The organism is Collimonas silvisoli, assembly GCF_018305005.1.
In the GTDB taxonomy this organism is placed as follows: Bacteria; Pseudomonadota; Gammaproteobacteria; order Burkholderiales; family Burkholderiaceae_D; genus Collimonas; species Collimonas silvisoli.
This window is the reverse complement of sequence record NZ_JAGQEG010000034.1, coordinates 17758-31975: the sequence shown is the minus strand read 5'-3', so window position 1 is coordinate 31975 and position 14218 is coordinate 17758. Positions and strand designations below refer to the sequence as shown.

At 55.9% G+C, this 14218-nt stretch carries 12 protein-coding genes and 2 pseudogenes; 11 read left to right on the top strand and 3 right to left on the bottom strand.

The genetic code is table 11. From position 1 onward, the window contains the following. Positions 1-48: 48 nt before the first annotated feature. Complete coding sequence (locus KHU33_RS11460; protein WP_211462976.1) at positions 49-3162, bottom strand: Rne/Rng family ribonuclease; 3114 nt, start codon at positions 3160-3162, stop codon at positions 49-51. 603 nt (positions 3163-3765) lie between these two features. Here KHU33_RS11460 and KHU33_RS11455 point away from each other — a divergent pair. The 4 genes and pseudogenes from KHU33_RS11455 to KHU33_RS11440 form a co-directional block, all read left to right on the top strand. Continuing rightward, complete coding sequence (locus KHU33_RS11455; RefSeq protein ID WP_211462975.1) at positions 3766-4866, top strand: RluA family pseudouridine synthase; 1101 nt, start codon at positions 3766-3768, stop codon at positions 4864-4866. A 95-nt stretch (positions 4867-4961) separates the two neighbouring features. Then, a pseudogene (locus KHU33_RS11450) lies at positions 4962-5602 on the top strand (HAD-IIIA family hydrolase). Between the two features lie 36 nt (positions 5603-5638). After that, a complete protein-coding gene (locus tag KHU33_RS11445; protein ID WP_211462974.1) occupies positions 5639-6010 on the top strand; it encodes a Rieske (2Fe-2S) protein in 372 nt (123 codons plus the stop codon). Between the two features lie 169 nt (positions 6011-6179). Continuing rightward, positions 6180-6947 (top strand): annotated as a pseudogene (locus KHU33_RS11440) (S49 family peptidase); the annotation flags it as partial. Positions 6948-7346: 399 nt separating this feature from the next. Here the strand turns inward: KHU33_RS11440 and KHU33_RS11435 are convergent. Both KHU33_RS11435 and KHU33_RS11430 read right to left on the bottom strand, forming a co-directional pair. Beyond that, a complete protein-coding gene (locus KHU33_RS11435) occupies positions 7347-8099 on the bottom strand; it encodes an SAM-dependent methyltransferase (RefSeq protein ID WP_211462973.1) in 753 nt (250 codons plus the stop codon). A gap of 6 nt (positions 8100-8105) precedes the next feature. Next, the gene (locus KHU33_RS11430; protein ID WP_211462972.1) at positions 8106-8747 is read right to left on the bottom strand and encodes a Maf-like protein; all 642 of its coding nucleotides are present in this window, start codon (positions 8745-8747) and stop codon (positions 8106-8108) included. Positions 8748-8883: 136 nt separating this feature from the next. Here KHU33_RS11430 and KHU33_RS11425 point away from each other — a divergent pair, with 136 nt between their 5' ends. The 7 genes from KHU33_RS11425 to acpP all read left to right on the top strand — a co-directional run bounded on the left by KHU33_RS11425 (position 8884) and on the right by acpP (position 14210). Next, entirely contained in the window at positions 8884-9384 is a 501-nt protein-coding gene (locus KHU33_RS11425) for a YceD family protein (RefSeq protein ID WP_211462971.1), read from the top strand. A 189-nt stretch (positions 9385-9573) separates the two neighbouring features. Next, positions 9574-9756, top strand: coding sequence for a 50S ribosomal protein L32 (gene rpmF / locus KHU33_RS11420; RefSeq protein WP_014006864.1), 183 nt, complete (start codon positions 9574-9576; stop codon positions 9754-9756). Positions 9757-9906: 150 nt separating this feature from the next. Then, complete coding sequence (gene plsX / locus KHU33_RS11415) at positions 9907-11022, top strand: phosphate acyltransferase PlsX (RefSeq protein ID WP_211462970.1); 1116 nt, start codon at positions 9907-9909, stop codon at positions 11020-11022. Beyond that, positions 11019-12005, top strand: a complete 987-nt coding sequence (locus tag KHU33_RS11410; protein ID WP_211462969.1) for a beta-ketoacyl-ACP synthase III — start codon at positions 11019-11021, stop codon at positions 12003-12005. The genes plsX and KHU33_RS11410 overlap by 4 nt, the downstream gene beginning before the upstream one ends. 82 nt (positions 12006-12087) lie before the next feature. Continuing rightward, complete coding sequence (gene fabD / locus KHU33_RS11405) at positions 12088-13020, top strand: ACP S-malonyltransferase (RefSeq protein ID WP_211462968.1); 933 nt, start codon at positions 12088-12090, stop codon at positions 13018-13020. Next, positions 13017-13787 carry a 3-oxoacyl-ACP reductase FabG gene (gene fabG, locus KHU33_RS11400; RefSeq protein ID WP_211462967.1) on the top strand — a complete coding sequence of 257 codons (771 nt, stop codon included), beginning with the start codon at positions 13017-13019 and terminating at the stop codon, positions 13785-13787. The genes fabD and fabG overlap by 4 nt, the downstream gene beginning before the upstream one ends. Before the next feature lie 180 nt (positions 13788-13967). Then, positions 13968-14210, top strand: a complete 243-nt coding sequence (gene acpP, locus KHU33_RS11395) for an acyl carrier protein (protein WP_011871492.1) — start codon at positions 13968-13970, stop codon at positions 14208-14210. The last annotated feature ends 8 nt before the right edge of the window (positions 14211-14218 follow it).

Sequence of the window (14218 nt, the reverse complement as noted above, 5' to 3'; positions counted from 1 at the left end):
TTGCTTTCAACTACTACGCCACTCAGTGGCTGCGCCCAGCTTACTGTCTTATTGTTGCGAGCGCTGGGTTTCGACTTGCACCAGCGGTTCGCTGGATTGCGCCGGCAAAGGCTTGCGTTCGCGCGGTACACGTGGCGCCGCGACGATGTTGGCGGTTGCTTCCTGTGCTGCGCGCAGTTTGCTTGGGTCGGTCGCTGCCAGGGTCAAGCCTGCTGCCGCCAGCACGCTTTGCAGATCTTCCACCTTTGGCGATGCGCTTGGCACGGCGGTCTTGATCACTGCTGGCGTTTCTACCGCCGGTGCAACTTCCCGCACAGTTGCCGGAGCTACCGTTTCAGCAACCACTGGCGCTGCTGTAATCAACGGCGCTGGCGCTGCGATTTGCGGCTCTGCTGCCGGTTGGCTGGCAGCGATAGCGGCTACTTCAGGCAACACCAGTTGAGCCGGTGCGGCTGCTGCCGGGATGGCGGCTGGGGCTGGTACTACAGGCTCGGCAACAACCGGTGCGGCTACTGGCGCTGTAACTACCGGTGCTGTAACTACCGGCGCCGGGGCCGATACCGGCGTCACTTCGACTGCGACCGCAGCGGCTTCAGCTTGCGGTGCAACTTGCTGTGGCGCCAACGGCGCCGCGATCGCGTTCGACAGCACGGTCGGCGCCGGCGTTGCTTCAACTGCCGGAGCGGCTGCTTCTTGCTCCACTGGAACTGCTGAAGCCATCATCGGTACGCTGCCGCTGACCGGGCTGGCGGGTTCTGCTTGAACCGGAGCGCTGACTGGTGTTGCTTCCGGAGCAACTGCATCGCTGCCGACCGCTGCCACATCTGCTGCTGCAGTGGTTTCACCTGCTTCGCTGTCGTCACTTGTACCTTCGGTTGTGCCTTCGGCGCCGTCACGGTCGCGACGATTACGGTTACGGCCACCGCGGCGACGGCGACGACGTGGTTCTTCGTCTTGCTCACCGGCTTTGGTTTCGACTCGTCCGCTATCGATTTGCGCCGGTTCTGCAGCTTCGGCAACGCTGGCTACAGCGACGCCGGCAGCAGCTACTACGCCGCCCTTGAGCAAGGTTTCATCGACTTTGACTTCGCTCAGGTTTTCCTTGCGCTCTTCGCGCGGCGGACGCGGTGGGCGTTCGCTGCGTTCGCGCCGGCCTTCATTGCGGCTCTCCGATTTATTCTCGACGGCTTCGCGTGGTTCTCTCTGCTCTTTAGGCTCGCGCGGAGGACGTGGCGGACGCGCTTGCTGGGTCTTGGCTTCTACTGCTTCAACCAGCGGTTTCTTGGCGTTGTCTTCGCGTCCTTCCTGAGCGCTGCCATCGCGATTGCGGCCGCCGCGGTTACGACCGCGCTGACCACGATTGTTGCGGTCGCCACGGTCGCCGCGTTGCTGCGGACCCTTGGCTTCTGCCGTAGCGGCAGGGGCAGCCGCCGGAGCAGCCGGTTTGCTGAAGAAGAAGCCGAAGATCTTGCTGAGGAAACCCGCTTCTGCCGGGCTGGTAGCAGCAACCGCTGCCGGACGTGCTTCGACCGGCTTGCGCTCGACGATAGGCGCCGGCTGGTCTGGCGTAATACCCTTGACCACGGCTTCCTGGCGCGGTTTGCCTTCTTCCTTCTGGGTCTTGCTGTAACCGATGTCGGTATCGGCTTGCTCTGCCATGGCATAGCTGGCCTGGGTTTCTTCCAGGCGCGGATCGTCGTGCTTCAGGCGTTCCAGCTTGTAGTGCGGGGTTTCCAGATGCTTGTTCGGGATCAGGATGATGCCGACCCGGTGACGGGTTTCGATCTTCAGGATCTCGCCACGCTTTTCGTTGAGCAGGAAAGCGGCGACGTCGACTGGCGCCTGGACGTGGATCGCCGCCGAGTTCTCTTTCATCGCCTCTTCCTGGATGATGCGCAGGACTTGCAGGGCGGACGATTCGGTATCGCGGATATGGCCGGTGCCGTTGCAACGCGGGCAAGTCACATGGCTGCCTTCCGACAGCGACGGACGCAGGCGCTGGCGCGACAATTCCATCAGGCCGAAACGCGAGATCTTGCCCATCTGGACGCGCGCGCGGTCATAGCGCAGGGCATCTTTCAGACGGGTTTCGACTTCGCGCTGGTTCTTCGAATTCTCCATGTCGATGAAGTCGATCACGATCAGTCCACCCAGATCGCGCAAGCGCAATTGACGGGCGACTTCTTCCGCTGCTTCGCAATTGGTATTGAAGGCGGTGGTTTCGATGTCGCCGCCGCGGGTCGAGCGCGCGGAGTTGACGTCGACCGAGACCAGCGCTTCGGTATGGTCGATCACGATGGCGCCGCCGGACGGCAACGGCACGGTGCGCGAATACGCGGTTTCAATCTGGTGTTCGATCTGGAAGCGGGAGAACAGCGGTACATCGTCGCGGTAACGTTTTACGCGGTGCACCATGTCGGGCATGACGTGGGCCATGAACTGCTGGGCCTGGTCGTGGATTTCGTCGGTATCGATCAGGATTTCGCCGATATCCGGTTGGAAATAATCGCGGATCGCGCGGATCACCAGCGAAGATTCCTGATAAATCAGGAAAGCGCCATTGCCGGTCTGGCCGGCGCCTTCGATGGCGCGCCAGAGTTGCATCAGGTAGTTCAAATCCCATTGCAATTCGTCAACGTTGCGGCCGATGCCGGCGGTACGGGCAATCACTGACATGCCGTTCGGCAGGTCCAGCTTGTCCATGGTTTCGCGCAGTTCCTGGCGATCTTCGCCTTCGACCCGGCGCGAGACGCCGCCACCGCGTGGGTTGTTAGGCATCAGGACCAGATAACGGCCAGCCAGTGAAACGAAAGAGGTCAGGGCCGCGCCTTTATTGCCGCGCTCTTCCTTTTCGACCTGCACCATGATTTCCTGGCCTTCGCGCAGGGCATCCTTGATCGATGCGCTGCGGACATCTACACCTTCTTTAAAGTAAGTGCGGGCAACTTCCTTGAACGGCAAAAAGCCATGACGCTCTTCACCGTAGTTGACGAAACAGGCTTCCAGCGACGGCTCGATACGGGTAATCACACCTTTGTAAATATTGGACTTGCGTTGTTCGCGTCCGGTGGTTTCGATATCGATGTCGATGAGCTTTTGCCCGTCAACAATAGCCACGCGCAGTTCTTCTTGCTGCGTGGCATTAAACAACATGCGTTTCATTTTTCGCTCCGTGACCCTTGGGTCAATGCAATGGCGCTTAAAGATTGCTGTTCTTCAGCATTTCTGTCAGCGACAAAAAGTACAAGGATGTACGCGAGAACGGAGTGTCAGGGGGGAGAGAATTGCCTTGGTGTGCCAGCGCCTAATCTACCAGGTAGGGCGCTGTGCACAGGCGCGGATATAGTGCTGTCGTTTTACAGAGTGCTACCAGCGTGCACCGGTACAGCGTCTTGCGGTTCGCGGAACGCGAGCACGACGCCTGGCGGTGAGCAGTTTGATAGCGCCAAATAAAGCATTGGTTTCAGTAAGTATGCGACAAATTTAAAACACCACATCAACCGGCGAGCTCGTCGCGATCGTTTTGATCGCATCGGGCTCGCCGGACTTTATCCTAATCATCCAGACATTCTTGTTCAGCATCCGTGCGCGTTATCCGATGACAACAACGGTGCGACCTTGACTCGCGCAGGGGTGATGCGTACACATTTCCCATCAAATTTGCAAATTGGCGAGGCTGATGGGGACGCCCCTGTGTAGAATGGTCTTTTTATTCTTACACCAGCAACTGTTTTTTAACAATTGCGGAACAATTATATATTCAAAATGAAGGACTTAGCGAGATTTTCTGGAGGACGAGCTGAGACTCGTCCCAAGGCGCGGACACAGGCCGCGCCCAAGCATAAGGCCCAACTCAATGTAGCCTTGGAGCAAGAGGCGCCGTCATCGCCAGCGCAGCCGCCCCTTGCCGTTCAACTATTGACTATTGCGGAAGAGGATGCCGGTCAACGCATCGATAATTTTTTATTGCGTATTTGCAAGGGAGTGCCCAAGAGCCATATTTACCGCGTGCTGCGTTCTGGCGAGGTCAGGGTCAATAAAGGCCGCATCGATCAGACCTACCGCTTGGTGGAAGGGGACGTAATCCGGGTGCCGCCGATTCGAATTGCCGAAAAGCAAACGCAAGTGGTGCCGGGAGCGGAGTTTAAAATACTGCTCGAAGACAATCATCTGCTGGTGATCGACAAACCTGCCGGGGTTGCCGTGCATGGCGGTTCCGGCGTCAGCTACGGTGTTATCGAGCAACTTCGGGCTGCTCGCCCGCAAGCCAAATTCCTGGAGCTGGTGCACCGGCTGGATCGCGATACTTCGGGTATCTTGTTGCTGGCGAAGAAACGTTCAGCACTGACCAATCTGCATGAACAAATGCGCGACGGCGATACCGACAAGCGTTACCTGGTGCTGGTGCATGGCGATTGGCAAAACGAACGTCAGCATATCAAGCTGCCATTGCATAAATATACGGCGGCCGACGGTGAGCGCCGCGTGCGGGTGCAGGCTGACGGCCAGGCGTCGCATACGATTTTCAACCTGATCCGGCGTTACGGCGATTACGCTTTGCTTGAGGCTGAGCTGAAGACCGGCCGTACCCATCAGATCCGGGTCCATCTGTCATCCAGCGGTTTTGCGATTGCCGGCGATGACAAATATGGCGACTTTGCGTTGAATCGGGCTTTGCAAAAGGCTGACGGCCAGCGCATCGCGCTGAAGCGGATGTTTTTGCATGCTTATCAAATCACCTTCGCCCATCCCGAGACAGGCAAGCCGGTAACCCTCAAGGCGCCGTTGCCGCCGGAATGCGAAAAATTCCTGCAAAGCCTGCCAAAAAATATCCCGTCAGCAACGATGGAAGCCGAGGGCGATTAGAATAATATCAGTTAGTATTTGTTTATCGGTTTGCCGATTTCCCGATCGGCAGGCCAAACCCAATAACAGGAGCTGGCAAGGTATTGCCAGGCAATATGGCGCGAAAGAATTTTGACTTAATCGTATTTGATTGGGATGGTACCTTGATGGACAGCACGGCCATCATCGTGAAATGTATTCAAGCCGCCGCCAGGGATCTGGGGCTGGCGATTCCGGACAACAAGGCCGCCTCGCATGTGATCGGGCTGGGTTTGCGATGCCGGGTTTGGAGCCTGGCCAGTATCCGCGGGTGGTGGAGCGCTATCGCTATCATTACCTGGCGCAAGACCAGGATCTGACCTTGTTCGACGGCGTGCGCGAAATGCTGGCAGACTTGTCGCAGCAGGGTTATTTCCTGGCGATTGCCACCGGCAAGAGCCGGGTCGGACTGAATCGCGCCTTGCATGAGACCAAGTTGCTGTCGGTGTTCGACGCCACCCGCTGTGCCGACGAAACCTTCTCGAAACCGCATCCGGCCATGCTGCAGGAGTTGACGCGGGAATTGGGCCAGGACCTGAAGCGCACGGTAATGATCGGCGACACCACGCATGATCTGCAGATGGCGATCAATGCCGGTGCAGCGGGTATTGCGGTTCAGTATGGCGCGCATCCGGCGCATGAATTGAATGTGTTGAAGCCGCTGTTCAATGCGACCTCGACGGTGCAACTGCATGCCTGGCTTAACGATAACGCCTGACCCAGGACCCCGGACCACACTGCTGTGAATGACGCGATGAATAAAATTCGCATCCCCATCTGTGCTTCTTCCGCGCTGGCAGAGCGCGGCAAAGGCGTGCGCTTTGCGGTTACCGCCTGGGGTGAAGATGCGGTTGCATTCGCCATACGCCACCACAATATCGTCCATGCTTACCTGAACCGGTGCGCGCATATTTCGTTGGAACTGGATTGGAATGAAGGCGAGTTTTTCGAGTCCAGCGGTTTGTATCTGATGTGCGCCACGCACGGCGCGGTATATGAACCGGAAACCGGGAAATGCGCCGGCGGCCCATGCCGCGGTGGACGTTTGCATAAGATTTTGGTTGAAGAAAGCAACGATCAGGTGTTCTGGATCCCTGATGAATACGTGCGCCCGGCAGTCGCCTGAGATTGCACGGCCGGCGTATTCAATAACGATTTCGGATAAACGAAGTGAGTGAGCACCATGAGCAATAACGAATTTGATAACGTGGAAACTGTCATGCCCGCCAAAAAAGAAGGCTGGTTTCGCGTTTTGGTATGGCGTGAATTACGAGAGTTCCGATACGCAAACCGTCGGCGCGCATACTGCGCTGGTCAAGATCAATGGCGCCATCGAATCGGAAGGCAACGGCTCAGCTGCCGTGGTCGTGCCGGCGCTTGACAATGCTTTTGCCGCGGACGATTCGGTCGGTGTGATATTGCGCATCAACAGCCCTGGCGGCAGCCCGGTGCAAGCCGGCATCATCAATGATGAAATCACGCGTCTGCGCAAGGAGTATCCGAACAAGCCGCTGTATGTGGTGGTCGATGAAATGTGTGCGTCGGGCGGTTATTACATCGCCGCGGCGGCCGACAAGATCTACGTCAACAAAGCCAGCATCGTCGGTTCCATCGGTGTGTTGATGGATGGTTTCGGCTTCACCGGCTTGATGGATAAGGTTGGAGTTGAGCGGCGCTTGCTGACTGCCGGCGACAACAAGGGTTTCCTTGATCCCTTCAGTCCGATGAGCGCTACCCAGAGAGGTTATGCGCAAACCATGCTGGCGGAAATCCATCAGCAGTTTATCGATGTTGTGCGCAAAGGTCGCGGTGCGCGTCTGAAAGAAACTCCCGAGACTTTCTCGGGCCTGTTCTGGAGCGGCTCCAAGGCGGTCGAGATGGGCCTTGCAGACGGTTATGGAACAGTCGATAGCGTTGCGCGCGATGTTCTGAAGCAGGAAGATATTGTCGATTACACCAAGAGCGAAGGCTTGCCTGAACGCGTGTTGAAAAAATTTGGCGTGGCGATGGGCGCCGGCGTGGTGCAATCGCTGGCGAATGATGTGAAGCCAAGCTTGCGTTGAATTTTATTCAAGAGCCCGCGCGCAGCACACCGCATGCGGGCTCTGAAGTAAATGTCAAAGCGGAAATCGGCGAAACCGGCATATCGTAATACCTTAATTCGCCTTGTATCTTCGCGATCCTGTCGTATATTAAAGGTACCTGAGGAATAGCGAACAGAGGAGGCGATTATAGATATAGCAAAATCGTTGGCCACCCGGTTTCAATTGTTTCGGTAGCAATAAGGCACTCCATCGCAATACAACCCCTTGTTTTGGAGTAGTGCATTGACTACTGAACAAACCCCCGCATCGAGGATGCGGCACCGAGAAGTTTTCGACTTCTCAACATAATGTCTTTCGGGACAGGCAAATTCGGCGACGGCGCAACACCGTCGCCGTTTTGCGTTTTGCGCGAAGACGTTATTGCGCCAGGAACAGGAACACGGTTGGCTTCTTATGGAAATCAGGGTGATTGCCGGCCGCCAGGGCCGTCTTCCATTTGGCCGCAGTCTGCGTTTTGATGGTCTCGGATGGCAAGGTCAGATCGGTGGCTACGCAAATCAGCGTATTGGCTTGGCAATTGCTGGCCAACGCTTCCAGAAAAGCACTGTTCCGATACGGCGTTTCGATGAATAGTTGCGTCTGCTGTTCCTGGCGCGAACGCAATTCCAATGTCTTGATACGTTTGCTGCGTTGTTCCGCATCGGTGGGCAGGTAGCCGTTGAAGGCGAAACTTTGACCGTTAAGGCCGCTGCTCATGACGGCCAGCAGCAGCGACGACGGGCCGACCAGAGGCCGTACCTGAATCCCGTGAGCGTGAGCCAGCCGCACCAGATTGGCGCCAGGGTCGGCGACTGCAGGTACGCCCGCCTCGGAGATCAGGCCGGCGTCTTGACCGGACAGAATCGGCGCCAGCAAGGCCGGCAGGGCGGCGCTGGCGGTGTTGACATTAAGTTCGGCGATGTGAATTTCTTGCAACGGTTTGGCCAGCGGTTGGACGGCGGCGACCAATTTTAAAAAGGCGCGCGTGGTCTTTGCATTTTCTGCAATGAAGTAATCCAGCCTGGCGGTGAGCGCTTGTACCTCGAACGGAATGACGGCCGCCAGCGGCTGCGATGATCCGGCCTCGCTGTGGCCTAGTGTGTTGGGAATTAAATACAGGATGCCTGGCATGTCGGTTTATTTTATGAAGAATGGTAGAGCGGCGCGGCGCAGCATACCGGTCAGCGCGATTAATGGCAAACCGGTCAGGGCAGTAGGATCGGTGCTTTCGATTTTTTCCAGGATGGCGATGCCCAGTCCTTCATTTTTTGCGCTGCCGGCGCAATCGTAAGGCTGTTCAATCCGCAAGTAGGCGTCCAGTTCGGCATCGGGCAGGTCGCGGAAGGTGACAAAGGTTTGGATATTTTCTATCTGAGCGGCTTGTTCGGCCTGGCTCTGCCGGCTATCCCACAGGCAGAGGGCAGTGTGGAAAATGACGCGGCGGCCGCGCATTTTCTGAAGCTGAGCCAAGGCATTCTGGTGATTGCCTGGTTTGCCGATCTGCTCGCCATCCAGCGTAGCCACCTGATCCGAGCCGATCACCAGCGCATTTGGCGTCGCCAGCGCCACTGTGCGTGCCTTTTCCAAAGCCAGGCGCAATGCGGTGGCTTGCGGGGTTTCGCCGGGATGGGGCGTTTCGTCGATATCCGGCACGATCACTTCAAACGGAATCTGTAGTCGGGAAAGTAATTCTTTGCGGTATCTGGAACTGGAGCCGAGGATCAGGCGCGGCTGGGGCGAGGATGCTATGGGGGACGTCGTCTGTTGTAAAGAAGCCATGATTTCCGTTGTTTGAACGATTGCCGAGCGATAAAATTTGAATAAAACCCGGATAGAGCGTGGAAAACGCGCTAACACTTTGACGAGTAAGGGAAAAGGCTGTTATTATCGCAGGTTTTCCGGGTTCGGCTTGACTATGAGTGCTTTTGTCATCGACGCGTTTGAGTATGCGCGCCATAAAGAGCGCCGTGAAGGCGACACGCTGGTGGCTGATCTGAGCCGCCTTGCTGCTGAGTCTGCAGATCGTTCCGGTGCTCTGCATTGGGTTCTGGTTGGCGGCGCCGATCAGTTAGGGCATCCGCAATTGACGCTGACGGTAACTGGCTCGACCAAGATCATGTGTCAACGCTGTTTGACGCCGTTTGCCTTCGATATCGATTCGGAATCGGTATTGGTATTGGCAAAAGATGAAGAAAGTGCAGATGAAATCGATGCGCTTCTGGATAATGACGAGATTGACGTCATCGTCGGCACTAAATCACTGAATATCGTTGAATTGGTTGAGGATGAGGCTTTGCTGGCCTTGCCGCTGTCGCCGAAGCATCCGGTTTGCCCGGATCAGTCCGCGCTCGATGGGCTGGAAACTGCAAAAAAAGAATCGCCTTTCGCGATGCTAAAGAATTTGAAGCAGCAGTAAAAATAAAGAATTAATAAAGAATTGCGGTAAATTTGTCGCGCTGATTTTCACATGAGTGTGATTCCGTGTGACTAAGGTGTGGCAATGGTAGTAAAATCCGCGCACAAACGCGGCAGGAATATCCAGCCTTTCCCTGTTCTGAGGGTTGGATATGTTAAACTTTAAGATCTTAAGAAAGCAGGAGTTATCATGGCAGTTCAGCAAAATAAAAAGACCCCATCCAAGCGCGGCATGCACCGCGCCCACGATTTTCTGGTTGCACCTCCGCTGGCTATCGAGCCAACAACGGGTGAAACACATCTGCGTCACCACATCAGCCCAAATGGCTTTTACCGTGGCCGTAAAGTGTTGAAGACCAAGAACGACGAGTAATACTTAATTGTTCTTGCGATGCAGGTTGAAGGCGGCGCGATGAGTTTCTCAGCAGCGCCGTTTTTGTATGCAGAATAAATCATTGCGTCATTTTGAATCGCGCCCAATCTGCCTCATAATATGGCTTAGAGTAGGCACTGAATCAAAACAATGACAATCAAAATTTCTATCGACTGCATGGGCGGTGATCACGGCCCATCGGTTACCGTTCCTGCTGCTATTTCATTTGCCAATCGCGAGCCTGAGGCCGAGTTGGTGCTGGTTGGTCTTGAAGAAGAAATTCGAGCACAGCTGAAAAAGCACAAGGCCAGTTCCCATCCGCGCTTATCGGTGCAGCATGCATCCGAAGTGGTGACGATGGATGACTCCATCGAAACGGCATTGCGCCGTAAAAAAGATTCCTCAATGCGTGTCGCCTTGCGTCTGGTCAAAGACCAGCAAGTGCAGGCGTGCGTCTCGGCCGGCAATACCGGCGCCTTGATGGCGGTTTCCCGTTACTTGCTGAAGACCTTGCACGGCGTTGACCGTCCTGCGATCTGCACCATTCTCCCCAATCAAAAAGACGGTCCGACTTACATGCTCGATTTGGGCGCCAATGTCGATTGCGAACCGTTGCATCTGCATCAGTTTGCCTTGATGGGATCGGCGCTGGTGTCGGCCATGGAAGGCAAGCCGAGGCCGACGGTCGGTTTGCTGAACGTCGGCGAAGAAGATATCAAAGGCAATGAAGTGGTCAAGCAAACGGCGGAATTGCTGCGTGCGGATCACGAAAAGGGTATCCTGAATTTTTACGGTAATGTCGAAGGCAACGATATCTTCGAAGGCACTACCGACATCGTCGTTTGCGACGGTTTTGTCGGCAATGTCACGCTCAAGGCTTCCGAGGGCCTGGGCCGTTTCGTCAAGACTGTATTGACGACGGAATTCAAAAGCGGCATTTTGAATATGCTGGGCGCGGTCATCGCCCGCGGTGCGATCAAAGCCATTTCGCGCCGCCTGAATCCTTCGCGTTATAACGGCGCCAGTCTGCTGGGCTTGCGCGGACTGGTTTTCAAGAGCCATGGCGGGGCTGACGCCTATGGCTACGAATGGGCTATACAGCGCGCCTTCGATGCGGCTAAATATGATGTATTGTCTCGTATTGCGACCACGATTGCGGAGTTTATGCCGCACGCCGACGTCGCCTCCAAGCCTGCTGACGCTGCTGTGGATGGCGCCCCCGGCGAAATCGTTATTACTGAATCAACCCAACAAAAGACAGCATGACTACATATAGCAAAATTGTCGGTACCGGCAGCTATTTGCCGCCGAAACGGGTCACCAATCAAGAGCTCACTGTGCAACTCGCCGAGAAGGGGATCGAGACATCGCATGAGTGGATTTTTTCCCGTAGCGGCATCGCCGCGCGCCACTACGCTGAAGCGGATGTGCAATCCAGCGATCTCGCTGTAGCCGCGGCCAGGCAGGCGCTGGATATGGCGCGCATGCAGGCTGGCGATATCGATCTGGTGATCGTCGCCACTTCAACTCCGGACTATTTCGGCGGCTTTCCCAGCACGGCTTGCGTCGTGCAGCAAAAGCTCGGCATCGCCAACGGCGGCGCGGCCTTTGATGTGCAGGCAGTGTGCAGCGGTTTTGTGTATGCAGTGTCAATTGCCGATAGTTTCATCAAATCCGGCGCGCACAAGAACGTACTGGTGATCGGCACCGAAGTTTTTTCGCGGATTCTGAATTTTGACGACCGCACCACTTGCGTGCTGTTCGGCGACGGCGCCGGTGCAGTAGTGATGACCGGTTCTGCCGAACCCGGCATTCTTGCCACCAAACTGCATGCCGATGGCCGTCATAAAGACATCTTGTGCGTTCCCGGCAAGATGAATGCCGGCGTGGTTGAAGGCAGCGCCTTCTTGTATATGGATGGCCAGGCAGTGTTTAAGCTGGCGGTGTCGGTATTGGAGAAAGTCGCCAACGAAACCTTGCAGATCGCCGGCATGACCGCATCCGAGATTGACTGGCTGATTCCGCATCAAGCCAATATCCGCATCATGCAAAGTACCGCGCGTAAGCTTGGGTTGGATAACGAGCGCATGGTGGTGACGGTGGACCAGCATGGCAATACCTCGGCGGCGTCGATTCCGCTGGCGCTGGACCAGGCGGTGCGCGATGGCCGCGTCAAGCCCGGCCACAATGTCATGATGGAAGGCGTAGGCGGCGGCTTCACATGGGGCGCTATCCTGGCGCGCATGTAAAGAGACTTCTAAAAAGAGACCTCTAAAGATTTAGAGGCCTTCTGAACCTTTAATAAATTTAATAAGCGGTTAGGTAAGGGGCATGAATAAATTCGCATTTGTTTTTCCGGGCCAGGGTTCGCAAGCCATTGGCATGTTGAACGGTTTTGCTGATAATCCGGTGGTAAGGGATACCGTTGCAGAAGCTTCAGAAGCGCTGCAATTCGATCTAGGTAAACTGATTGCCGAGGGGCCGAAAGAAGAGCTGGATCTGACGGCCAACACGCAACCGGTCATGTTGACTGCAGCAGTCGCCTGTTATCGGGCCTGGCTGGCGGCAGGCGGCAAGGCGCCGGCTCTGGTGGCAGGTCACAGCCTGGGGGAGTACTCGGCCTTGGTCGCCGCTGGCGTGATTGCATTTAAAGATGCGGTGCCATTGGTCCGTTTTCGCGCACAAGCCATGCAGCAAGCGGTGCCGGTCGGGCAGGGCGGCATGGCCGTCATTCTCGGTTTGTCGGATGACGATGTGCGGGCGGTCTGCCTGGCGGCGGCCCAGGGCGAAATCGTTGAAGCGGTGAATTTCAATGCGCCGGCACAGGTGGTGATTGCCGGTCATAAGGCAGCCATCGAGCGTGCTTGTGTCGCGGCTAAAGAAAAAGGTGCGAAACGTGCCTTGCCATTGCCGGTATCGGCCCCATTTCATTCATCGTTGTTAAAGCCGGCGTCGGATCGTTTGCGCGAATACATGCAAGACCTGACGTTCGCGGCACCGCAGATTGCGCTGATCAACAACGTCGACGTGGCTATCGTCAATGATCCGGAAGCCATCAAGAATGCACTGGTGCGGCAGGCGGCCAGCCCGGTGCGCTGGGTGGAAACCGTGCAGAAAATTGCTGCAGAAGGCGTCACTCATGTGGTTGAATGCGGTCCGGGCAAGGTTCTTGCTGGTTTGACCAAGCGTATTAACGATAGCTTGATCAGCGACATGATTGTCGATCAGGCGTCGCTGGATAAAATATTGGAGACATTCAATTGACTTTACAAAGTACGGATTCACAGAATTTAACCGGCCAGGTAGCTTTGGTCACCGGCGCATCGCGTGGAATCGGCCGCGCTATTGCGTTGCAATTGCTTCAGCGCGGCGCCAAAGTCATCGGTACCGCAACCTCCGAGGCAGGTGCGGCGGCGATCACCGAATACATGGAGGCCAGCCAGCCGGGCAATGGCCGCGGTATCGTGCTGAATGTGAATGATGCTGCCGGCTGTGCGGCAGCGGTTGAGCTGGCGCAGAAGGAATTCGGCGGCTTGTCGATCCTTGTCAATAATGCAGGCATTACCCAGGATCAACTGGCAATGCGTATGAAGGATGAGGAATGGGACGCCGTTATCGCCACCAATCTGACCGCTGTGGCGCGTTTGTCGCGCGCTGTCTTGCGTGGCATGATGAAGGCCAAGCATGGCCGCATCATCAATATCACTTCGGTGGTCGGTTCGGCCGGCAATCCGGGGCAAATGAATTATGCTGCCGCCAAGGCTGGCGTAGCCGGCATGAGCCGTGCGCTGGCGCGTGAAATCGGCAGCCGCAATATTACGGTCAACTGCATTGCGCCGGGTTTTATCGATACCGATATGACCAAGGCCCTGAGCGAGCAGCAGCATGCTTCATTGCTGCAGCAAATCCCGCTGGGACGGCTGGGCGCCGCCGACGACGTGGCGGCGGCCGTGGTGTTCCTGGCTTCGCCGCAAGCCGGCTATATTACGGGCAGCACTTTGCACGTCAACGGCGGCATGTATATGAGCTGAAACATGGGCTGAAGCAAGTCCGCAGTTCCAGGCTTATTTTAGAGTTGAATGTAAGTAATACCAATTTAGAGGCTTTTGACATAGTTTTATTAAATATTAAAGACTAATGTCGAAAGTAAATTTTCAATGCGCAAACCTGCTAAAATGCGCGCACTTTCTGTAACCTAATGGAGGCATCACATGTCCGATATCGAACAACGCGTTAAAAAAATCGTCGCTGAGCAACTGGGCGTCGCAGAAGCTGACATCAAGATCGAGTCGTCGTTTGTTGACGATCTGGGTGCTGATTCACTCGACACAGTTGAGCTGGTGATGGCACTGGAAGATGAGTTCGAAATGGAAATCCCTGACGAACAAGCTGAAAAGATCACTACAGTGCAGCAAGCTATTGATTACGCTAAGGCCCACGTTAAGGCGGCCTAAGCAAGCTT